The sequence below is a fragment of the Clostridium sp. CM041 genome (assembly GCF_055081035.1).
The window spans coordinates 1-23,866 of sequence record NZ_CM143648.1 but is presented as its reverse complement, the minus strand read 5'-3'; the positions used below and the strand labels follow the sequence as shown (position 1 = coordinate 23,866).

General features: G+C 31.5%; 24 protein-coding genes. 1 reads left to right on the top strand and 23 read right to left on the bottom strand.

Going from position 1 to position 23,866, the window contains the following annotated elements:
* Positions 1-179: 179 nt before the first annotated feature.
* The 12 genes from ACWJJT_RS00120 to gpr all read right to left on the bottom strand — a co-directional run bounded on the left by ACWJJT_RS00120 (position 180) and on the right by gpr (position 13,437).
* The gene (locus ACWJJT_RS00120) at positions 180-530 is read right to left on the bottom strand and encodes a histidine triad nucleotide-binding protein (RefSeq protein ID WP_462955570.1); all 351 of its coding nucleotides are present in this window, start codon (positions 528-530) and stop codon (positions 180-182) included.
* A gap of 171 nt (positions 531-701) precedes the next feature.
* Positions 702-1,454, bottom strand: a complete 753-nt coding sequence (locus tag ACWJJT_RS00115; protein ID WP_462955569.1) for a 16S rRNA (uracil(1498)-N(3))-methyltransferase — start codon at positions 1,452-1,454, stop codon at positions 702-704.
* 69 nt (positions 1,455-1,523) lie between these two features.
* Entirely contained in the window at positions 1,524-2,459 is a 936-nt protein-coding gene (gene prmA / locus ACWJJT_RS00110; RefSeq protein WP_462955568.1) for a 50S ribosomal protein L11 methyltransferase, read from the bottom strand.
* 58 nt (positions 2,460-2,517) lie between these two features.
* On the bottom strand, positions 2,518-3,642 hold the full coding sequence (gene dnaJ, locus ACWJJT_RS00105) for a molecular chaperone DnaJ (protein ID WP_216301798.1): 1,125 nt from the start codon (positions 3,640-3,642) through the stop codon (positions 2,518-2,520).
* 211 nt (positions 3,643-3,853) lie between these two features.
* Positions 3,854-5,710 carry a molecular chaperone DnaK gene (gene dnaK / locus ACWJJT_RS00100; RefSeq protein WP_462955567.1) on the bottom strand — a complete coding sequence of 619 codons (1,857 nt, stop codon included), beginning with the start codon at positions 5,708-5,710 and terminating at the stop codon, positions 3,854-3,856.
* A 94-nt stretch (positions 5,711-5,804) separates the two neighbouring features.
* A complete protein-coding gene (grpE, locus tag ACWJJT_RS00095) occupies positions 5,805-6,470 on the bottom strand; it encodes a nucleotide exchange factor GrpE (protein ID WP_268064116.1) in 666 nt (221 codons plus the stop codon).
* A 50-nt stretch (positions 6,471-6,520) separates the two neighbouring features.
* Positions 6,521-7,567, bottom strand: coding sequence for a heat-inducible transcriptional repressor HrcA (gene hrcA, locus ACWJJT_RS00090; RefSeq protein ID WP_216301796.1), 1,047 nt, complete (start codon positions 7,565-7,567; stop codon positions 6,521-6,523).
* A gap of 215 nt (positions 7,568-7,782) precedes the next feature.
* On the bottom strand, positions 7,783-8,904 hold the full coding sequence (hemW, locus tag ACWJJT_RS00085; protein WP_462955566.1) for a radical SAM family heme chaperone HemW: 1,122 nt from the start codon (positions 8,902-8,904) through the stop codon (positions 7,783-7,785).
* A 21-nt stretch (positions 8,905-8,925) separates the two neighbouring features.
* Positions 8,926-10,731 carry a translation elongation factor 4 gene (lepA, locus tag ACWJJT_RS00080; protein ID WP_462955565.1) on the bottom strand — a complete coding sequence of 602 codons (1,806 nt, stop codon included), beginning with the start codon at positions 10,729-10,731 and terminating at the stop codon, positions 8,926-8,928.
* 180 nt (positions 10,732-10,911) lie between these two features.
* Positions 10,912-11,169: a hypothetical protein gene (locus ACWJJT_RS00075; RefSeq protein ID WP_462955564.1), complete on the bottom strand. Its 258-nt coding sequence runs from the start codon at positions 11,167-11,169 to the stop codon at positions 10,912-10,914.
* A gap of 92 nt (positions 11,170-11,261) precedes the next feature.
* A complete protein-coding gene (locus ACWJJT_RS00070; protein ID WP_462955563.1) occupies positions 11,262-12,410 on the bottom strand; it encodes a stage II sporulation protein P in 1,149 nt (382 codons plus the stop codon).
* A gap of 52 nt (positions 12,411-12,462) precedes the next feature.
* Positions 12,463-13,437: a GPR endopeptidase gene (gpr, locus tag ACWJJT_RS00065; protein ID WP_462955562.1), complete on the bottom strand. Its 975-nt coding sequence runs from the start codon at positions 13,435-13,437 to the stop codon at positions 12,463-12,465.
* 249 nt (positions 13,438-13,686) lie between these two features.
* Between gpr and rpsT the strand changes: the two genes are divergently transcribed.
* Positions 13,687-13,959, top strand: coding sequence for a 30S ribosomal protein S20 (gene rpsT, locus ACWJJT_RS00060; protein WP_462955561.1), 273 nt, complete (start codon positions 13,687-13,689; stop codon positions 13,957-13,959).
* Positions 13,960-14,082: 123 nt separating this feature from the next.
* Here the strand turns inward: rpsT and holA are convergent, their stop codons facing one another.
* From holA to ACWJJT_RS00005, 11 genes are all read right to left on the bottom strand, one after another.
* On the bottom strand, positions 14,083-15,117 hold the full coding sequence (gene holA / locus ACWJJT_RS00055; protein ID WP_462955560.1) for a DNA polymerase III subunit delta: 1,035 nt from the start codon (positions 15,115-15,117) through the stop codon (positions 14,083-14,085).
* The gene (locus ACWJJT_RS00050) at positions 15,114-16,901 is read right to left on the bottom strand and encodes a ComEC/Rec2 family competence protein (RefSeq protein WP_462955559.1); all 1,788 of its coding nucleotides are present in this window, start codon (positions 16,899-16,901) and stop codon (positions 15,114-15,116) included. Before ACWJJT_RS00050 ends, holA begins: the two co-directional genes overlap by 4 nt.
* A 316-nt stretch (positions 16,902-17,217) precedes the next feature.
* Positions 17,218-17,364, bottom strand: a complete 147-nt coding sequence (locus tag ACWJJT_RS00045) for a hypothetical protein (protein ID WP_462955558.1) — start codon at positions 17,362-17,364, stop codon at positions 17,218-17,220.
* A 198-nt stretch (positions 17,365-17,562) separates the two neighbouring features.
* The gene (locus ACWJJT_RS00040) at positions 17,563-18,108 is read right to left on the bottom strand and encodes an MORN repeat-containing protein (RefSeq protein WP_462955557.1); all 546 of its coding nucleotides are present in this window, start codon (positions 18,106-18,108) and stop codon (positions 17,563-17,565) included.
* 153 nt (positions 18,109-18,261) lie between these two features.
* Positions 18,262-18,426, bottom strand: coding sequence for a zinc-ribbon domain-containing protein (locus ACWJJT_RS00035; protein WP_165413721.1), 165 nt, complete (start codon positions 18,424-18,426; stop codon positions 18,262-18,264).
* A 189-nt stretch (positions 18,427-18,615) separates the two neighbouring features.
* Positions 18,616-18,798: a hypothetical protein gene (locus tag ACWJJT_RS00030; protein ID WP_165413720.1), complete on the bottom strand. Its 183-nt coding sequence runs from the start codon at positions 18,796-18,798 to the stop codon at positions 18,616-18,618.
* A 254-nt stretch (positions 18,799-19,052) separates the two neighbouring features.
* Positions 19,053-19,673 carry a V-type ATP synthase subunit D gene (locus ACWJJT_RS00025; RefSeq protein ID WP_462955556.1) on the bottom strand — a complete coding sequence of 207 codons (621 nt, stop codon included), beginning with the start codon at positions 19,671-19,673 and terminating at the stop codon, positions 19,053-19,055.
* Between the two features lies 1 nt (position 19,674).
* Positions 19,675-21,057 (bottom strand): V-type ATP synthase subunit B, encoded by a 1,383-nt coding sequence (locus tag ACWJJT_RS00020; RefSeq protein ID WP_462955555.1) that lies wholly within the window; start codon positions 21,055-21,057, stop codon positions 19,675-19,677.
* A 42-nt stretch (positions 21,058-21,099) separates the two neighbouring features.
* Positions 21,100-22,857: a V-type ATP synthase subunit A gene (locus tag ACWJJT_RS00015; protein WP_462955554.1), complete on the bottom strand. Its 1,758-nt coding sequence runs from the start codon at positions 22,855-22,857 to the stop codon at positions 21,100-21,102.
* A gap of 16 nt (positions 22,858-22,873) precedes the next feature.
* Positions 22,874-23,485 carry a V-type ATP synthase subunit E gene (locus ACWJJT_RS00010; RefSeq protein WP_462955553.1) on the bottom strand — a complete coding sequence of 204 codons (612 nt, stop codon included), beginning with the start codon at positions 23,483-23,485 and terminating at the stop codon, positions 22,874-22,876.
* Positions 23,486-23,534: 49 nt separating this feature from the next.
* A complete protein-coding gene (locus ACWJJT_RS00005; protein WP_462955552.1) occupies positions 23,535-23,843 on the bottom strand; it encodes a V-type ATP synthase subunit F in 309 nt (102 codons plus the stop codon).
* Positions 23,844-23,866: the final 23 nt, after the last annotated feature.

Genomic DNA, 23,866 nt, shown 5'->3' with positions numbered 1-23,866 from the left:
CAATTTAAAAGCAGCTAATGCGGGGCCTAAATAGCACATTTTTTATTATACAACACACTTTTACATTATGTCAACATTTTCATTGCTGTTTTGTTATATATAAAATATTTTTAAAAATTCAACATTTTGTAAATTAAAATAGAATACACCTCATTATTTGTTTGAATAAACCTTATATGCTAACCAGGTGGCCACTTAAGCATCCTTCCACCCAACAAATGAAAATGTATATGTTGAACGGTTTGACCCCCTTGTTCTCCACAATTTGTTACAATTCTATATCCACTATCAGCAATTCCTAGAATTTTTACAATTTTCTTTGCCACAATAAATATATGACCTATTATTTCTGATTCCTCTTGTTTTAAGCAATTTAAGTCAGCAATATGCTGCTTTGGAATAATTATAACATGTACTGGTGCCTCAGGGCTTATGTCCTTGAATCCTATAACTTTTTCATCTTCATAAACCATTTCACAAGGGATTTGCTTTTTTACTATTTTACAAAAAATACAATCTTCCTCTTCCACATAATCACCTCCTTGCATAACCTTAGTTATATTATAGTATTCAACATAATTTTTTTTTCTCCTGCTACATATATTTATTGCTTGAAAAATTTTATAATTCTTGCACTTCCTATCATTGTTTCTGATTCATACTAATTTACCGTACATCCTAAGGCAGCAATTTAACTTTCATTACACCTTCCCTCCCAAGTCTCCCAGTTCATACATTATAAGGCTTAAACATGTAAATCCTGCAGTCTCAGTTCTAAGTATTCTCGGTCCCAAAGTAACGATCCTTGCTCCTATTTCTTTAAGTTTTAATATTTCACTTTCTTCAAATCCACCCTCTGGCCCTATTACAATAGCAACTTTATTAATATGTATCTTCTCTATATTTTCTACTAATTTTTTTATACCATAACCTTCTTCATTTTCATAGGGAACCACTACTAAATCCATGTACTTTAGTTCTTGTAATAAGTTGTCAAACTCTATAGGAACATTAATTTGAGGCACCAGACTTCTCTTGCACTGCTTGCAGGCTTCAAGTGCTATCCTATTCCATCTATCCACCTTTTTAAACTCCTTAAGATCAGTTTTAACTACTACTCTCTCTGTAATTATAGGTGTTATTGCTTTAACCCCAAGTTCCGTATTTTTTTGAACTATTAAATCCATTTTTGTTGATTTAGGCATACCTTGAAATAAGTATACTTCAATAGGACTTTCATTATTTATAGAATTTTCTTCTAATAAATTTATATTTACTGCTTTTTTATCTATTAAGGTTATTTCACCTACATATTCTTTACCTTCACAGTTATTAACACTTACCTTATCCCCGATTTGAAGCCTTAATACCTTATATATATGTTTTACATCCTCACCATCAATAACAGCATTGTTTCCATCTATACTATTTTTTGATACAAAAAATTTATGCATTATTTATTCTCCTTAAGCCTTGGTACATTCAAATAAATACACTGTTCTATTTTCATGCACCTTATTTTGCTATAACTTTGCAACTATGCAAACCCATTCACCCTCTATATTTATTTCTTCAATTTTAAAGCCACACTCAGTTAACTTATTTATTACATCATCTTTTTTACTTAAAATTATCCCTGAAGATATAAAATATCCACCTTCTACAATAAACGCCTTAACTTGCTGCGTCAAAAATATAATTATATCAGCCATTATATTAGCTATAACTATATTCGCTTTTCCTTTAACAACTTCCATTAAGTCTCCGTATAATATTTCAATATTACCTATATCATTGTAGCTAACATTTTGTTTTGCAGAGTCTACTGCTACTGGATCTAAATCAACTCCTATGACTTTCTTAGCCCCAAGCTTAGCCGCAGCAATAGCTAATATTCCAGAACCTGTTCCTATATCAAAAACTGTTGAGTTAGCGTCCACGTGCCTCTCAAGTGCCTTTATACACATTCTAGTAGTCTCATGAGATCCAGTTCCAAAAGCCATACCTGGATCTAGTTCCACAATTATTTCATCAGTATTTTTATTGTATTCTTCCCATATAGGCTTTATAACTATCTTTTCCCCTACCTTTATTGGCTTATAATACTTTTTCCAGTTATTTTCCCAGTCTTCTTCATTTACTTTTTCTGCCGTTACAGATCCAACACCTTTGTCTAATCCACACTTTGGCAAATTATTTACCCCTGCTTTAATATCTTCTAAGTGCTTTTGGAATTTTTCATCCTTTTTATAGTATCCCTTAATTACAACACCACTCTTTGTATCTATAATAGTTTCATCAAAATAGTCCCAATCTGTAGTATGATCCCGTCTAAAAATCAAATCTAAAGGATCTAAAATAGAGACCCCTTCGACTCCCGTATTGTATAGCATTGCAGATACAGCTTCAACAGCCTCACTACTTGTTATTATAGTTACTTCAATCCAATCTTTATTCATTATTAATCTCCTTATTTATAATAAAAAACTCCGTTTTACAAAACGGAGTTTTTTATTATTATTTGCCAAATATTTTATCTACAATAGACTTTTTATTTTCTTCAAAAAAATCTACATTCTCGCCACTAGCTTCCATAAACAATTTTAAAGCTTCCTTTTGCTTATCATTTATAGCTTTTGGAATATCAACAATAACCTTTACGTATTGATCGCCTCTTCCATGTCCGTTTACTCTAGGTATTCCCTTACCCTTAAGTCTAAATACAGTCCCAGATTGTGTTCCTCCTGGTACTTTGTATTTAACGTCTCCATCAACGGTTGGCACTTTAATTTCAGTTCCCATAGCTGCATACCCAAAGCTTATATGAGATTCTATATGAATATCAGTTCCATTCCTCTTAAAACTTTTATGAGGAGCTACTCTAATATTTATATATAAATCTCCTGATGGGCCGCCCTTTTCACCCTGTTCCCCTTGACCTCTTAGAGGCATAACATTTCCAGTATCAACTCCACCCGGAACATCAATTTTAATTTTTTTATTTTTTCTCTGTTTCCCAGAACCATGACAAGTTTTACATGGTTCAGAGATCATTTGACCCTTGCCACCACACTTATCACAAGTGCTCATGCTAGCAAAACTTCCAAAGGCAGTGTTTCTCTGTACTTTTATCTGCCCAGCTCCCCCACATTTATCACATGTTTTAGGCGAAGTACCGGCTTTAGCACCACTACCACTGCAATCGCCACATTTTTCATTTCTTGTAATGGATATCTCTTTTTCTACCCCAAAAACAGCCTCTTCAAAATGCAGGTTTAGATTATATTCTAAATCTGCACCTTTTTTAGGTCCATTCTGATTTCTTGAAGAGAATCCTCCACCTCCAAATATGTCGCCAAATATATCTCCAAAACCACCAAATCCTGAAAAATCAGAGCTACCCTCAAAGCCTGCTCCATTTGCATCAGCTGTACCATATTGATCATATCTTGATCTTTTCTCTGAATCAGATAAAACTTGGTATGCTTCATTCATTTCTTTGAATTTGTCTTCCGCCGCTTTATTATCTGGATTTCTATCTGGATGATACTTTAATGCACCTTTTTTAAAAGCTTTCTTAACTTCTTCCTCACTGGCACCTCTTTCTATGCCAAGAGTTTCATAATAATCTTTTTTTGACATCTAGCTTTTCACCACCTAAAATATATATACTTCTATATTATAAACTAATCTCTAATATAAAGTAATCCTTAAAATAATTTAACCATCACTATTATATAGTTTTTCTATGCATATTGCTAATATTTCTTTACATACCCATCTCCTGCGGATCTGGTACATTAAAGAAAGGGAAGGGTAGTTACCCATCCCTTTCTTTAATTGATTTTACTAATTATTTATCTTCTTTTTTTTCATCTTCTTCTACTTTAAAGTCAGCATCCACTACATTGTCATCTTGATGAGCATTTCCATCTGCGTTAGTTTCGCCTGGGTTTGCTCCTTGCTCTTTTTCAGCTTCTGCTTGATATATTTTTGTAGTTACTGCATAGAAAGCCTCAGTTAATTCTTCAGTAGATTTCTTAATAGCTTCTATATCTTCTCCGTCTTTAACTTTTTTAAGAGCTTCTAATTTAGCATCAATATCTTTTTTATCATCTTCTGTTACTTTATCTCCAAGCTCAGTTAAGCTTTTTTCAGTTTGGTATACTAACTGTTCTGCATTGTTCTTAACTTCAATTTCTTCTTTTCTAGTTTTGTCTTCTTCTGCAAATTTTTCTGCTTCTTTTACTGCTTTATCAATTTCATCATCACTTAAATTAGTTGATGCTGTAATTGTTATCTTAGCTTCTTTTCCTGTTCCTTTATCTTTAGCTGATACATTAACTATACCGTTAGCATCTATATCAAAAGTAACCTCTATTTGTGGAATTCCTCTTGGTGCTGCAGCAATTCCTGAAAGAGTAACTCTTCCTAAAGTCTTGTTACCTGCAGCCATTTGTCTCTCACCTTGAACAATATTAATTTCAACTGATGTTTGACCATCTGCAGCTGTTGAGAATACTTGACTCTTTTTAGCTGGGATTGTAGTATTTCTTTCAATTAAAGGAGTAGCTATTCCACCTAGAGTTTCAATTCCTAGTGTTAATGGAGTTACGTCAAGAAGTAAAACATCTTTAACTTCCCCACTTAATACTCCCGCTTGAACTGCTGCACCGAGTGCTACACATTCATCTGGGTTTACTCCCTTTGAAGGATCTTTTCCAGTAAAGTTTTTAACCGCTTCTTGAACTGCTGGTGTTCTTGTTGAACCACCTACAAGTACGATTTTATCTATTTCATTAAGTGATAACCCTGCATCTGCAAGTGCTTTTTTCATTGGTTCTATTGTAGCATTTACTAAATCGTGAGTTAACTCATTAAACTTAGCTCTTGTTAAATTTATATCTATATGCTTTGGACCTGTTGCATCTGCAGTAATAAATGGTAGATTAACATTTGTTTGCATTGATGATGATAATTCAATTTTAGCTTTTTCAGCAGCTTCTTTTAATCTTTGAAGTGCCATTTTATCATTTCTTAAATCTATTCCATTATCAGCTTTAAAAGTGTCGGCTATGTGATTCATAACCTTTTCGTCAAAGTCATCTCCACCAAGTTTAGTGTTACCATTAGTTGATTTTACTTCAAATAAACCATCACCAAGTTCTAATATAGATACATCAAATGTACCGCCACCTAAATCATATACTAATATTTTTTGGTTAACATCCATTTTATCTAAACCATAAGCTAGAGCTGCCGCTGTTGGCTCATTTATTATTCTTTTAACTTCAAGTCCAGCTATTTTTCCTGCGTCTTTTGTTGCTTGTCTTTGGCTATCATTGAAATAAGCAGGTACAGTTATTACAGCTTCTGTAACTGTTTCTCCTAAATAAGCCTCAGCATCAGCTTTTATTTTTTGTAAAATATACGCCGAAATTTCTTGTGGTGTATGTGATTTTCCATCAATATCTACTTTATGATTGGAACCCATTTCTCTTTTAATTGACATTATTGTTTTGTCTGGGTTTGTAATTGCTTGCCTCTTTGCTACTTGACCTACTAATCTTTCTCCATTAGCTTGGAATGAAACTACAGATGGTGTAGTTCTTGCACCCTCTGAATTAGAAATTACTACGGGTTCTCCACCCTCCATAACTGCTACACATGAGTTTGTTGTACCTAAATCTATTCCTATAATTTTTCCCATTATTATTTCCTCCTCATATTCCTTTTAGACCATAACAATTATAATTGTTATAATTCTTATATTTTATTATAATATTTTTTTATAATACAAATCTTTAATTTGCAACTTTAACCATACTATGCCTTAATACCTTGTTATCTTTTTTATAACCTTTTTGGAATACTTCTACTATTTCATTAGTTCCATATTGTTCATCTTCAACATGCATTACTGCATTATGAAGATTTGGGTCAAATTCACCTTCTGAGACTAATTCTTCTACCCCTAATTTAGTAAAGGCATCATTAAATTGTCTTACTGTCATATCCACACCGACTCTTAGATCTTCCCCAGTTCCTTCAACAGAAAGTGCTCTTTCTAAGTTATCAAGTACTGGCAAAACCTCTTTTAAAACATCGGCGCAAGCATCTGTGTATATACCATGTTTCTCTTTTACTGTTCTTTTTCTAAAGTTCTCATATTCAGCAGATGTCCTTAAATATTTATCTTTAAAATCATCTAGCTCACTCTGTAATTTAATGTTTTCTTCTTCTAATTTTTTCTTATTTTTTTTCATATCTTTTTCACTTTCTAAAAGTTCTTCAACTTCTTCTACTATTTCAGCTTCTTCTGCAGTTTCCTCTATAGAACCCTCTGTCTCTTCCATAGTGCTTTGACTTTCGCCAGCTTCATCAACTGAGCTTGAAGCCCCATTATTAGGTATTGATGTGTTTTCTTCTTTTAAATCTTCTTTTAAAATTTCCTGATTATTTGTATTCACTAAATCATCCCTCCATTTCTGGCTCAAAGTAAATCTTTTAATTTTAAAATTTATCTATGGTCATCATAAATTTGAGCTATATTATCATTTAATTCTTTAACTATCCCAGTTAGTACAGATATAACTTTTCCATAAGGTATTCTTGTTGGTCCTATAACTCCAATAGATCCGAGCGGTATTCCGGACGCGCTATAAACAGCTGTTATAATGCTGCATTCGCGAGCACATTCAACAAAATTTTCTTCACCAATTTTAATTGTAATATTACCTGTAATGTCCCCTACTCCTAGTAAACTATTTATACTCTCTTTATTGTCTACTAAAACTAAGAACTCACGAGCTTTAGTAATATTGTTATATTCTGGGTAGTTAAATATATTTGCAGCACCCTGAATATATACTTCTGAAGTCTCAACACCAGACAAACTATCATATAGAGCTGGAATAATTCCATCAAAAATTTCTTGATAAAATGCTAAATCTCTTTTTAAATTATTAATAACTTCTAAATTTATTTGCTCAATTGTAAGCTTTCTCAATCTAAAATTAAGCATATTGTTAAGTTTTGCAATGCTATCACTACCAATAGGTTTTCTAATCTTAATAACATTATTTTTGATGATACCACTGTCTGTAATAATTACAAACAAAATACTCTCAGCATCTAGATTCATTAGCTGAATATATTTTATACAGCTCTTTTGAACAGATGGTGCCTTAACTATAGATGTAAGATTTGTAAGAAGAGAAAGCATTTGTGTTGCTTGCTTAACAATTTTATCAACCTCATATAAAGCAGCATTAATAAGGTGATTTTTGATCATATATTCTTCCTCATTGGATAATTTCGTAAGTTCCATAAGTCTATCAACATATAATCTATAACCCTTATCTGATGGTTTTCTACCAGATGATGTATGCAACTGTTCTATATATCCCAGCTCTTCGAGGTCTGACATTTCATTTCTTATAGTAGCTGGACTAATACCTAAATCGTACTTTTTAGCTATGGTTCTGGATCCAACAGGCTCACCATTATTTATATAATCTGTAATTATAGCCTGAAGTATTTTAATTTTTCTTTCATCCATTTCCATAATATCACCTCTTTTATTAGCACTCACTACAGTTGAGTGCTAACGAGTATGTATTAAAAATATCATTTGCTAATGTATTTGTCAATAACCTTAATTTTTTAATTCAGCCACTATATGTTGGTTATATCGGTTTAAATTAAGCATACTACGCTTTCCTTTGATTTTCGTGGTGATATAATATTAATATATTTAGACAGAAATTTATGGCAATGTATTTATAGAAGAAATTCTGCCATAATCACATTCGATATTTCAATACCTTCATAAGTTAAAAAAATATTGTTATCATTTTCTTCCATGAATCCATTACTTACATATTTATTTATTACTTCCCTATAAACACTATCTATATCTTTGTCAAATCTTTTCCTAAATTCACTTTTGCTTATGCCTACATTCTTTCTAAGACCCATAAACATAAACTCTTCCATATCATCTTTAAATGAATTCTTTATTTTTTCTACTATTGCACAACAATCAACATTTATTTTCTTAATATATTTTTCTATATTTTCTTCATTTTTATACCTAAACCCATCCCTATATGAATGAGAGGAAGCGCCGCATCCTATATATTCGCCCATTTCCCAATATACTAAATTGTGTCTACATGACTTATTGATTTTTGCAAAATTTGAAATTTCATATTGTATATACCCTTTTTCTCTTAAATATTCTATTGTCTGTGCGTACATAGTTCGTTCTATTTCCTCATCCGGAAGCTTTAATGTGCCTTCTTCAAGCCCTTTATAAAAAGCCGTTCCCTCTTCCACTATTAGACTATAGCAAGATAAGTGTTCTGGATTAAGGTTAGTTACATTCTCTAAAGTCTCCATCCACTGCTTAATCGTTTGAGACGGAAGTCCAAACATTAAATCTACATTGATATTATCAAAACCTAGATTTCTAGCCATTTGAAAGCTTTGTTTAAAATCTTCAATAGTATGGATTCTACCCAGCTTTTTAAGCAAAGAATCTTGAAAGGCTTGAAGTCCAATGCTGATCCTATTTACTCCTATTTTTTTTAAAAAGTTTAATATTTCCCCTGTAAATGTTCCGGGGTTTCCTTCCACCGTAAACTCTAAATCGTCACACATATCCAATCTATCAATACTTTTCCCAATCATTTCCCAGCCCGCTAAAGATAAATAGGTGGGAGTTCCCCCACCTATAAATATAGTTTTTATTTTTTTATCTCTTATACTATTTATTTCTTTTGCTAGAGCTGCGGCATAATCAAGCATACACTCCTCTTTACCTGCAAATGACGGAAAATCACAATATAAACACTTCTGCTTGCAAAAAGGGATATGTATATACAACGCAACATTCTTCATAGTTTAAGCCTCACTTTATTCCTAATCTACTTTAAGTATAGCCATAAATGCTTCTTGTGGAACTTCTACACTTCCCACTTGTCTCATTCTCTTTTTACCTTCTTTTTGTTTCGATAATAATTTCTTCTTTCTTGAAATATCTCCACCGTAACATTTAGCTAAAACATCTTTTCTAAGTGCCTTTACAGTTTCTCTTGCTATTACCTTTGAGTTTATAGATGCTTGTATTGGTATTTCAAACATTTGTCTTGGTATAAGCTCTTTTAGTTTTTCAGCCATAATTCTTCCTCTATGATAAGCTCTTTCCTCCGGAACAATCATAGACAGAGCATCTACTTTATCTCCTTTAAGTAAAATATCTAGTTTTACGAGCTGAGTCGTGGTATAATCCTTAAATTCATAATCAAAAGATGCATATCCTTTTGTTCTTGATTTTAAGGCATCGAAAAAGTCGTATACTATTTCATTAAGAGGCATGTCATAATTGAGCACTACTCTAGTGGTTTCTATATATTTCATATCAATATATACGCCTCTTTTTTCTTGGCACAACTCCATAACTGATCCTAAATATTCTGATGGTGTTATTATAGACGCTTTAACTACTGGCTCTTCCATATAACTAATTTCCGTTGGTTCTGGAAGATTTGTAGGATTTGTTATTTCTATTAATTCTCCACTAGTTTTCATTACTTTATATATAACTGATGGAGCTGTCGTGATGATTTCTATATTAAATTCTCTTTCTATTCTTTCTTGTATTATCTCCATATGAAGAAGGCCTAAGAATCCACATCTAAATCCGAATCCTAAAGCAATAGATGTCTCTGGTTCAAATCCTAGCGCTGCATCATTTAACTGAAGTCTTTCTAGTGCCTCTTTTAATTCTCCATATCTAGCACCATCTACCGGGTAAATACCACTAAACACCATAGGCACTGCTGGTTTATATCCCTTAAGTGGCTTAGACGCTGGTCTAGACGCTTCTGTTATTGTATCCCCAACTCGTGCATCCCTAACATTTTTTATAGATGCTGTTATATATCCAACATCCCCGGCACTTAACTGCGGTACGGGCAGATAATTTGGAACAAAAACTCCAACTTCTACTACATCGTATATTTTATTAGTATTCATTAGTTTAATCTTTGTTCCTGCTTTAACAATTCCATCTTTAATTCTTACATAACATACAACACCTTTGTAACTATCATATGATGAATCAAAAATTAAAGCTTTAAGTGGTGCTTCTTCATCTCCACTAGGAGGTGAAATCTTTTTTACTACAGCTTCTAGAACATCTTCTACATTAAGCCCGGTTTTCGCAGAGATTAGAGGAGCATCAAGTGCTTCAATACCTATTACGTCCTCAATTTCCTGAATTATCTCGCTTGGCCTTGCACTAGGAAGATCTATTTTGTTAATAACTGGTGCAATATCTAGGTCGTTGTCCAGAGCAAGGTAGCAATTTGCTAAAGTCTGAGCTTGAATCCCTTGCGATGCATCTACTACAAGCACAGCACCTTCACAAGCAGCTAAGCTCCTTGAAACCTCATAGTTAAAATCTACATGTCCCGGAGTATCTATAAGATTGAATATGTATTCTTCTCCATTCTCCCTTTTGTAAACAAGCCTTGCTGGTTGAGATTTAATAGTAATACCTCTTTCTCTTTCGAGGTCCATATTATCAAGTACTTGTTCTTCCATTTCCCTTTTAGTTAAAGTGCCTGTCTTTTCTAATAATCTATCTGCAAGAGTAGACTTGCCGTGATCAATATGTGCAACTATCGAAAAGTTTCTTATGTATTTTTGTCTATTACTCGGCATTAATTTGTACCCCCGTTATTCTATATGAATCAAATCATTTGCTTTAGTTTAACATAAACATACTTTATCCTAAAGCATATTAGTTTTATAAATTAAATTATATCATAAATATCTCTAGTTTTGTAAGCGTATTATGATTCTACATTATACTTTACTCCGCTTAATATATGTATTTTTATATTATTTTGAAAAAATACCATTGTATGTACTAATGCATTTTTTTTTCATGTTATCAAATATTTTATTATTCACATAAAAACCATAGTCCTTAGTCTCTATTCTAAAATCGACAGGTTTTAATTTTAAGTCCATTGTAAATTTCGACTTATTTCTCACAAGTTCTGTCTTGTTAATATTAACTTTGACGAATCCATAAATTAAGATAGAAAAAGAAATAAAAATCACAAGAAAATATTTAATTCTACCCTTTTTAAGCATAAAAAGTGCCTCCTTACAATTGCCTTAAAGAGAATATAATTATTAATTATTATCTTCTCTTTAGTAAGGATGCACTTTTTAAAATAAATTATTCATTTTTTTCTATTTAATTGTTCTGCCATTATTCTTGATAGATACTTACCAGTATTTTTTACCTCCTGGACAGTATTACTCTCTGCGCCTACTTCAATTAGCATAGCATTATCACTTCTATCTTGATTATAAAACCTAATTCCACGATGATAAACATGGATTTCATTGCCTCTTATAAGATTTGGGTATAATTTATTTGATATTCCTATCATGGAATTTATTAATTTCTTCTGTTTTGAATATCTAGGGTTTCCATCTGTCACTACAAACATATATCTAGCTACATTTTGCCCATTTATTTTAGTAGTTACTGCATTCTTATTGGGTACACTATCTCTATGTAAATCTATAATTAAATCGAATTTTTTATATTCCTTTAAATACCTGTCTAATGTAACTCCAGATTTTTTGTATGAACTATTATAATCTCCTTTATCATGCACAGTTTTATCATGTATAACTGCAATTCCATATTTTTTTTCTAGTTCATCTTTTATTACATCTCCTACAGTGCAAACATTTCTTGTTTGATCTAAACTACAATCAATTTTAGATCTATCATTATCTGATGTGCGATAAGCTTCACAGGTATGAGAATGGTATATAAGCACTCTAGGCTTTGCATTATTTAAAGCTTTTTTCAAATCAGGATTATCAAGGGGCGCTACCAGATTAGAATCTTTAGCTTCCGCTTCCGACTTACTTACCTGTTTATCTTCTAATTTAAAGGGATCAGGACTAAATTTTGAATTACTTACATCAGCACTAGCGTCATTATTATCCAAAAATGCAACTTCTTTCACTATTATAGATATAGGGTTTAAAATATCTACTCCTAAAAATGATAATGCTGAAAGTTTCATGCTATTTTCACTGTTAGTATACTGCTGCTCTGTGTTTGAGGACTTAATTACTGCTAATGAATTATTAATAACATTAACATAAAAGTAATTTCTATATTTTCCTTCATTGTCCGCCTTAGCACTTTTAGGTAAAATCAGGCTTAATAAAAAAATAATGAGTAATATGAAAGCACACAAAAATATTCTCACATTACTATTTTTTTTAATAGCATATTTTGAAAAATTCATTTTTTCACTTATCATATTCTTATATTTACCTTTAATTTCTATACCTTTGTAACTCATCTTTATCCCCCCCGCTTATACAATATATATGAGGGAATATATCAAGTTATTACTAGTTCAAATACTTATTTATGTCCTCTAAGTCTAATGCTGGTTGCAAGGCTATATTAATACCATTTGCAATAATTTTAGAAACTGAATTTATAACCATATCAATTTCTTTTGGTGTAACTACAAGGTTACCAACATATGGATTTAATATTTCAGCAATCATCTTTTGCTTTTCTACCTTATCAATTGACTTAAGCATATTATAAAATTCTTTGCCTTCATTTGCGGATTTAATCATTTCATCAAGTACTAAATCAATGGTATCATTCGCTAGTGTTGCCGCATCAACTACTGTTGGAATCCCAATAGCAATAACTGGCACTCCTAAGATTTTTTCACTTATTTCCATCCTCCGATTCCCAATTCCAGCTCCTGGAGAAATCCCAGTAGTCCCTATTTGTATAGTTCTGTTTACCCTATCCATTTTTCTAGAAGCCAATGCATCAATGCAAATAACTAAATTAGGTTTGATTTTCTCCACTATGCCCCGGATTATTTCACCAGTTTCCATACCGGTTATTCCTAGTACTCCAGGGGATATGGCACATACTGGCCTTATACCTTCATCTATAGAGTCGGGCACTAATTGTTTTAAATGCCTAGTCACCATTATTTTTGAAATAACTTTTGGTCCTACAGCGTCAGGAGTAACATTCCAATTACCGAGTCCAACCACGAGCGCTGTCATGCTATCCTCTAATTTTATAAGCGGAGCGAGCACCTCTCCCATTACAATGCTTACTCTGTCCATTGCATCACCATCATAGTGAACAAATTCCGGAATATCAATAGTTATATATGTACCTTTTGGTTTTCCCATCATTTCTTCGCCAATATCACTTACTATTTTTACATTAGTAATTTTAATATCGCCCTCGTTATACTCTTCTACATCAACACCTGGCATCTCACCATTGTTTTCTGCTTTGTATATTTCTTTAGCTTCAACCGCTAAATCTGTTCTTACACTTATCATAATTTCACCTCAACTATATTTTTAATATTAGCTTTTCCTAATAGCCCTTTCCTATCCCTTCAAATTTTTTTTTAAGCTTTTCATTTATTTAAAATGTGCCTTATATTAAAAATTATATATATAGATTAAATTACACTTGAAGTGATTAAATTTTAATGCTATAATATCAGTTGAATAATTAAAAAGATTCGTATGCAGTTTTACCCAAGACTGTTGACATGTTATTAAATACGAGGGTGGTGAAAATAAATGGCAAATATTCAATCAGCAAAAAAAAGAATTAGAGTTACTGAAGTTAAAACACAAAGAAACACAATGATTAAATCTGCTTTAAAAACTAAGGTAAAGAAATTTGAGACAGCTGTCGTTACTGGCAATGTTGAAGAAGCTAAAGTTACATATGCAAGCGTGGTTAAAGCTTTAGATATGGCTGTAACAAAAGGAATACTTCACATAAACAAGGCAGCAAGAAGAAAATCTAGACTAGCAGCTAAATTAAACGCTTTAAGTTTAACTGCATAATAAAAAAACCGGTGATTTACACCGGTTTTTTGTTTTTTTTGTAAAAGATATTTAAAGGAGTAACAATTCAAAAGTAGACAGTCTTAGAAATGATAATAAATCGTTATCTACGAAGCTATAATGTTACATAACAGTTTTTATCATAAAAACTTCAATATTAAGCTTATCATCAGTAGACGCACTTTTTAAGATTTTTTCTGTATCGACACATAGTTCAATATTTCTCTTTAGTGCCTTTATTGTAAACTTCATACTCTGCGAGATCATTTTTTCACAAATATACGGATGAAGCTTTAATTCACTCGCCAATATTTCTTTTGTTTTCCCGCTATCAATGCCTAATTTAAGATTAAATAAAAGATTGAATTGTCGTCCTAGCATAAATAAGATAAGTGGTATCTTCTCTCCTTTGTATATAAGTTCATTTAAAACGTCTAGAGCTTTCTTAATATTTTTCTGAGACAAATAATCAACTAAATTAAAAATATCATTTTCACTCTTTTGAGGCATCATCTCCAAAATATCTTCTTTAGTAATTTCTCTTCCCTGCGTAAATGAAACTAATTTCTCTATTTCATTTAATATTATATCCATATTATTGTCTACCTGGCCACAGAATAAAGTAAGTTCTGATCTCCCAATTTTCGTTCCAGCATTTTCAAATAAATTCTTGCACTTTTTTTGAAGCGATTCCCCCCTTAATTTATCAACTTTTATGACACATGATTTTTTATCTAGTTTTTTTATTTTATTGCTTGGTTTTTCTCTGTCACTTGAAAACACATAATATATGACTAAAATGCAATGTGGTGAAGGGTTTTTCAAATATTCGCTTAGTATAGCGAAATTTTTACTTTTTATATCTCCCGAATTTTTACTTCCACCACTATCATCTAAAAATGAAGCCCTGTATACAACCACAACCTTTTTATCACTCATAAATGGCATGGTTTCACAAGCGTCAACAATTGTCTCAAAATCAATTTTGCTACCATCAAATTTCGAATAATTTAAATCCATGAAATCCTTACTTAATACATTATCGGTTATAAATTCAACATGATTTTTTATTAGTTTTTCATCCGATCCACAAAATATATAACAATTATCTAGTTCATGTTTCTTGATTTTTTTCTCAAGCTCTGTAAAGTTAATCAAAATATTTCCTCCAACCCCTGTGAAAATTTTAATGTTTTATTTCCTATAATTACATATTTATTTATTATTGTACCTGGCAATGTATATGTTTCGTCCTTTTTTAGCTTTACAATATATTTAAACGGTATAATTTCTTCACCGATATTATTAGATGATGCACTATCATTAAATACCTCCCTATCGGGTTTTATATTTGTGTTTTTCACAAAACACACTTGTACATCTAATTTATTACCGTTACCAATTAGCCTAACTTCATATCTCTGTGAAAGTCTGATAGTTGACTCTCCCGTGTAACCCTTAAAAACTTTATCTACCTTCACAGGCACTTTTAACTCCTTCACATTAATATTGCCTGTGGTCACCGCAATTGTAGTTTTTTTATATTGTATTAAAACTATATCATTCTTATTTATATTTATATAGCTAATCTCAGGAAAAACCTTATAATTTTGAAAAGCAAAAATAAAAACAATGCAGATTGGAACATACTTAAATTGCCCATATCCTTTTTTAATTCCAACATAGCACAGATATAGTCCAAATACAACTAAACTCTCTATATAAGAGAAGTAAATTATTTCTGGTAATAATATACTTAATATTTTTTGAATAAATTCTATAATCATTAAAACAGTATATAGTCCGTAGTTTACTAAATTGAACAATTGATAAATTGGGCTTAGTACTAAACCCATATTCCCCAGCACCACAACTATCGTATAGAATGGCAATAACAATAAGTTACTAAAAAGAAATCCTAAACTAAAAGTTTTAAGGGCTCCAATTGCATAGGGCATAGAAAATATTTGGGAACTTAGACTTAAACTAAAAGATTCGTTTAAAGTAGATGGTAATTTGTATAGCACCTTTTTCATTTTCTTATTATATACTATAATTCCTAGAACACAAAGAAATGAGAGCATAAATCCTATATCAAGAATATAAAAAGGTCTAATTATTAATAGTATAATTGCCGCTAGGCTAAGAGAAGATAAGCTATCATATTTTTTATAAACCATACTTGATATTTTCAATATAAAAATCATTATAAATGCTCTTATTGTAGAGGCTTGACCTCCCGTAAATATCATATATCCAAAAGAAAATAATAAAGCTATTTTATAACCCATAATAATTTCTAAAGATTTATATACTATTGACATATGTAGTCCTGATACACTTATAACATGACTGATACCTAATTTTTTAAAATCTTCTTTTTGCGTTTTTTCTATGTACCCACTGTCTCCAAAACATACTGCCATAACTAAAGCAGATTTTTCTTTTCCTAATACTTCTGAAAACTTTTCATATAAGCCTCTTCTAAAACTTTCAATTTTCGATATTAAATCTTCATTACAAATTTTATAATTTTTAACTGTATATGTTCCAACGATGCCTCTTTCATACACCGCTACTTTCCTAAAATTACCATTTATCCAAACACTTCTTCCCTGCGTTAATTCAAAGATATCTCCTTCCAAAACAATTTTCTTATTATCATATTTCGCAGTGCAATAATATGTACTTTTTTCTGAAATCCTCACTTTTAACTTTTGTTTACTTGGTAGATTAGTATTAAAATAAGAATAATAATTTATACTTCCTACAATAAAAAAGCAAACTACTATATAAAAAAATTTTTTATCTATAGTAAAAAACATTATAGCTAAAAAGGATGCTGCTATAACTGCACCTAAAATAGGATTATTTATTAAAATCAAACAAGTAAGGCATCCCATCAATATTGTTATTGCATAATACACTAAAGGTCTAACCATAATAAACTATTCTACTTGAAAATTTATCTATTAAAAGAACATATAAATTTGTTCCATATTTTTTTGTTTCCTTATAATTTAAGCATTACTAAAAATATACTTTCAAGCATTTTCACACCTCCATACCCTTTATTTTATCCAATAAATATTCATATTAATCAGCTTGTTCTTATTTATTTGAATAGATTAGTATAGTATAAATATACTTTTTAATAATAAAATAGAAGACCTTAGAATAAATATCTAAAGTCTTCGTAATTTCAAATTCTTAATTTAGTTTTTTTATATACTAACATTCAAAACCCTTATAACAATTTTAGAAATCACATCTATTACGGTTTCTTCTATGATGTCTCTTATTGCAATTTATAATAACAGTATTGCAACAACAATCATCTCTGTCACAATCATTCCTGCCACAATCATCAGCTAGTAATAATAATATTATCCACCAACAACACATATATATTCCCCCCCTCTCCGAAGGCAAATATTTTTGTTTAAAATCATTTTTCCTAAGTTTCTACCATTAATGCTTCTTTTGTTGCTATATAATATTATGCTTATTCCAAAAAGGTTCCACTTAAATCATCTTCCAAGCCGAAATGTCATTAACGATAAAAAAATAACAGAATTTTTTATCTGTTATTTTACAATCACTTTACCTTATTAATTTGTTATTTTTAGACTCTCCAATTTCAATTTCTCCATCTGAATAAATATACATTCCTTGCCCTTCTCTTTCATCATTTTGCCACTGCCCTATATATTTTTCTCCCTGGGCCCAAGTATGAATTCCTTCTCCATGCCTAAGTCCATTCTTTAAGTCACCTATATATGTGTCTCCATCTGGCCATGTACAAATGCCTTGACCACATTTTTCACCATTTTCCCAAAATCCTATGTATTTTTCACCATCAGGCCATGTATATATTCCATATCCATGCTTCTCATCATTACTCCACTCTCCTATATATTTTTCTCCACCTGAAAAAGCCAGTGTACCTTGGCCATGCATTTGATCATTTTTCCAAAGGCCTACATATTTACTTCCATCGCTATAACTAAAAGTGCCCTCGCCATGTTTCTTACCATCAACTCTTCCTCCTTCATAGGTTCCCCCATGAATATGTTGTGTTTTGGCAATTATAACATTATTTATTCTAATTTTATTTAAATTAGCTTTACTTAATTTTATGTTTTTCATATTCAAATCGCTCCTTTACCTAGGTACTTATAATAAGGCATATGCATTATCTTCTATATACTATACCATATTCTTTTTAAAATTATGCAATAATTTTCTACAAAACAAAACCTATAGGAATTAATTCCTATAGGTAATTTTTCTTAGATAATACTATCTTTGAAATCCTCTATTGTTTTGTTGTTTTTTAGCTCTTCTACAATCAGGACATCTTTGTGGTTCATTTTCGAATCCTTTTTCTTTATAAAATTCCTGTTCACCCTCAGTGAATACGAATTCTTGTGAACAATCTTTACATACTATAGTCTTATCAGCCATTTAAACATTTCTCCTTTTTAATTATATTAAGATTTAAGATCTGATTTACTTTATATGCCTAAAAAGGTAATGTTTTAATCATATCAAATATCTTGTTGTTGTTGATTTTGCAATCCCAACTCGTTAAGAATAACATATATTTTGTTAATATGCAATGTTTTTTTTAATACTTTTTAAAATACTGTATATTTATTGACTAGCATTTCGGGCTATTGTTAAATTAATTGTTCCCTTAACAAAATCGATGGCTTGCAGTTTACTATGCCCCTTATGTTTTATTTCCTGTTCTTCTTTTATTGCTATTGCTTTATATGGATATTCTTTCTCATTGTTTTCTACAACTTCTATTACGTAACCCCTATATTCTTCCATACTCCACCTCTTATTATTTATTTAAAATTTTGTTCATAATTATATATTTGACATATATTATTTGAAACTAAACAGTAATTTTTTTAAAACTTCCTTAACATTAACATTTCTTCGTAAAATTTAAATCTAGCTATAATTTTTCTTTTTTATCCTCCTATTCTAATGTCATTATAACACATTTTGAATAATTTGAATATTCTTTTATTAATATTATTATTCAACTTCTAACGACATTCACCTTCGCAGAAGATTATCTAATCCTCCTTTCTATGTTTCTTTTTTACTACTTTAAGTCTAAAAAAGTCTTCTCTTTCTTTTTCTTCTAAAACTTCTGTAACAAATTTGACCATTTCCTCAAATTTAGGGATTTGTATATTTTGAAGTGCATTTGCTCTCTTTTGAGTTTTTTTTATTTCCATGGCTAATCTGTAGACAGCATTTTCTACTTCTGCCAGCTCATAGGTTAAATATTTCACATTGTTAAACTGTTTCATAGACTCATCAATAGCCGCACTACTTCTATAAAACCCATACTTAGGCTCTATTTCTTTTCTTTCAAAAAGAATTTTAGGAACTTCTACACCCATAACACTTTTAAATAAAATTTTATAGTCTTTAGCTTCACCTATGGTCATAGCTACATCTTCTATTTCTATTATTCCTGAATTTATATTTGCAGATTCTAGCGCTTTATATGCCTTTGAAAAAGTTATATTTACCTCATCTTGAAGTTCGCGCGCCTTAGATACATAAGACATCATTTCTCTTATAAGTACATTTCTCTTTTTATCTAATAGTTCAAAGCCTTTTTCAGAAAAATCCAAGGAGTTTTTAGCAGCCATTAATGTAGATTTAGTTGGTGCAAATGTTTCCATATTACTCCACCACTATTTTATAATATTTTTCTAAAATCTTAGGTGAAACCCTATCCAACTCATTACTCGGCAATATGCTAAGAACTTCCCAAGCTAAATCTAAAGTTTCTGTCATATCTCTATTTTCATCATATTCCTGTTTTAAAAACTTTTCTTCAAATGCCCTACCAAAATCCATATATATCTTATCTATTTCCGAAAGCTCATCTTCTCCTATAACTTGAGCTAGTGCTATTACATCCTGCACCCTAGAGTAGGCTGCAAATATTTGATTTGATACATCTCCATGATCTTCCCTTGTAAAGCCTTCGCCAATGCCATCTTTCATAAGTCTCGACAGGGAAGGAAGGATGTTTACTGGCGGATAATAGCCTCTTTGCTCTATTCCGCGACTTAAAACAATTTGCCCTTCGGTTATGAACCCTGTAAGATCTGGTACCGGATGAGTTATGTCGTCATTAGGCATAGTGAGTATTGGTATTTGTGTTATACTACCCTTTCTCCCCTTCATCATTCCAGCCCTCTCATACAGTGACGCTAGATCCGAATATAAATATCCTGGATAACCTTTTCTACTTGGAACTTCTTCTTTTAAGGAAGAAAGTTCTCTTAATGCTTCACAATAATTAGTCATATCTGTAAGTATTACAAGTACATGCATGTCCTCTTCAAATGCTAAGTATTCTGCAGCAGTCAATGCACATCTTGGAGTTATTATTCTCTCTACAATAGGATCGTCTGCTAGATTTGTAAACATAACCACCTTTTCAAGCACTCCCGCTTCTTCAAAACTCTTCTTAAAGAAGTTAGAATCATCATACTTTATGCCCATAGCTCCAAATACTATACAAAATTTTTCATAAGCCTCATCAGAGATTTTTGCTTGCCTTACAATTTGTGCTGCCAGTTCATTATGCGCCATACCATTTCCAGAAAATATAGGAAGCTTTTGCCCTCTTATTAATGTAGCAAGACAGTCTATAGATGATATTCCTGTTTGTATATAGTTTCTAGGGTATTTTCTAGCTACAGGATTCATGGGCCTTCCATTTATATCGTATTTTTTTGAAGAATAAACTTCGCCACCATTATCTCTTGGATCGCCTATCCCGTTAAATTCTCTTCCCAATATATCCTTTGTAAGGGCTATTTTAAAAGATTCCCCTCTAAAATGAACTGATGTATTGTTGACAGACATACCAGTTGTTGTTTCAAAAACTTGTATTATAGCCTTGTCTTTATAAATTTGAACAACCTTTCCTTTTTTGTTATACTTTCCATCCACTACTATATCAACGATTTCATCATATGCTACATCTTCAACACTGGAAAGTATAATTAAAGGCCCTTGAATTTTATTTAACATTAAATATTCTTTTTTCATATTGGACCTCCCTGCTAGTCTCTATAATGTAGATAATAATCATTATCTATATTTTTCTATAATTCCATCAAAATAATTCACTAATTCACTTTCTAAATCATCTATTATCGAAAGTTCATCATTGGGTACATTGTATTTCATTTTATAAAGCTTTTCCGTTAATTCTTTGTTTATTATAACAGAAATTGGTATTCCAAATTTCACAGCTCTGCTTGCATTATCATAAAATGATTCTATAACTTTAAGCATTTTATATTGTTTGTTTAAAGGTGCATAAGTATCTACAGCATTATATGCATTTTGTTGCAAAAACGCGATTTTAAGGCATTTGGAAACCTCTATAATCAACCTTTGCGCGTCCGGCAGCACATCTTCACCTACCAATTTAACTATCTCCAAAAGCTTATTTTCTTCATATAAAAGCTTAAGCATCTTTGCTCTTAAGTCCATTACGTCTCCCGCCACGTTTTCCTCATACCATTCCTTTAAAAGTGATAAATAGCCACTATAACTTGCTAACCAGTTTATTGCTGGATAGTGCCTTGCATAAGCTAATTTTTTATCAAGTCCTAAAAAAACAGAAACAAATCTTTTAGTATTTTGAGTAACAGGCTCTGAGAAGTCTCCTCCCGCAGGCGACACTGCCCCAATTACAGTAACAGAACCCTCTGTATTATTTAAGTTTTCTACATAACCCGCTCTTTCATAAAACTCTGCAATTCTTGATGGGAGATAGGCTGGATAACCTTCCTCAGCAGGCATCTCTTCAAGTCTTCCAGAGATTTCACGTAAGGCTTCTGCCCATCTCGAAGTAGAATCTGCCATTATAGCAACGTGATATCCCATATCCCTAAAATATTCCGCTATAGTTATTCCTGTATAAATACTTGCTTCTCTTGCAGCTACGGGCATGTTTGATGTATTAGCTATAAGCACAGTCCTATTCATAAGCGGTAAATCCGTTCTAGGATCTATAAGTTTCGGGAACTCTTCTAGAACTTCTGTCATTTCATTTCCTCTTTCTCCGCAACCAATGTACACTATAATATCTGCATCAGACCACTTTGCAAGCTGATGTTGGGTTATAGTCTTTCCAGTACCGAACCCCCCAGGGATAGCGCAAGTTCCTCCTTTAGCCAAAGGGAAGAATATATCTATTATTCTTTGGCCCGTGATAAGTGGTTTAAAAATAGTTTTTTTATCTTTTACCGGTCTTGGCGTTCTGCAAGGCCAATATTGATAAAGTTTAAGTTCATAATCTTTTTCGCCTTGCTTTAATTTAACTACTGTGGTTTCTATATTGTATTTTCCATTTTCGCATGCCCAGGTTACAGTTCCAAAAACCCCTGGCGGAACCATTATCTTATGCATAATAGAAGCAGTTTCTTGAACGTTTGCGTATATTTGTCCTTCTTTTAATTCATCGTAAGGCTTTACGATAATGTCTACATCCCAAAGTTTTTCTTCATCAAGAGAAATGAGCCCTATACCCTCTGGTAAAAATCCATAAGACATTTCATTTATCTTTTCTAGTGGCCTCTCAATTCCATCAAATATATTTCCGAGTATTCCTGGCCCTAATTTAAGAGAAAGAGGACTCCCAGTAGAAATTACAGGTTCACCTATCTTAATCCCGCTAGTTTCTTCATAAACCTGAATAGTTGCAAAGTCTTCTTCTATTATTATTATTTCACCTATGAGCTTCCTTGCTCCTACCATAACCATTTCTCTCATTTTGAAACCCTTCATGTGTTCAGCTTTTATAACTGGACCATTTACTCCGATTATGTTTCCTTCCATGTTATTCCTCCCCTTTTTAGGCCAGCATTTCCATAACCCTAACACCAATTCTTTCTTTACTATCTTGTAATGCAGCATATATACTATTATTTATAATAAATGTTCCTTCAAAATCTTTTAGTATATGTCCGCCTATAAAGTCTTCTTCTGAAATTTTTACTTCAAAATTATCATCACTGTACTCCTTTAGTATAAGTCCAATTTCACTTTTGAATTTTTCGTAATCCCTTTTTAGTACTATAATATAGTAGTTTCCTTTATCCATCGCATTTAAAGTCTTTTTAAGGTTACTTATGAAATACGGTTTATATTCCTCACAACTAACAAATTGTACAAGCTTTACCTGAACATTTTCTAGAGCATCAATAATCAAATTATCCTTAAGAAACAACACTTCTCTTTGCTTATTAAGCCTTTCTTTTGCTACTATTCCATTTGCTTTAATATTAGTTTTTTTTGTAACTTCCCTTTGTATGTTCCGTCTAAGCTCTTCAATCTTTTCTTTTTCTATATTGATTTTTTTTTCAGCCTCGAAACTGAATGTTTCTAATTTTTCTTCTTTTTCTTTATTTACCTTGTCATATATTATCTTGGAAAATAAATTTATCTTATCTTCAATTGTGGTCATAACTAACCCTCCTGCGAATTCTTACGCTCCTATTATACTTGTATAATTATCATATTTTAATCCCTATAGCCTCTTTAACGTATCTTAATATAGTGTCACTATCACGGTTCCAGCCGTGCCTATCTGGGATTTCCACTAAAAGGGGTCTTTTTCTTGACAATTTTATGACGCTTACCTCGTCTGGTATTAAAAGAGCAATTTTCTCTGTTATTATTATTATTCCTATTCCCTCATTTTTTTTTAATTCTTTTATTTTTTCTAATATTTTTTCTTTTTCATGAAGAACAATGCCTTCTATTCCTGCCATTTTCATCCCTACAAAAGTATCCACATTATCACTTATTAAATAACTTGTCATAATCCTCTCTCCCTAAAAATTAT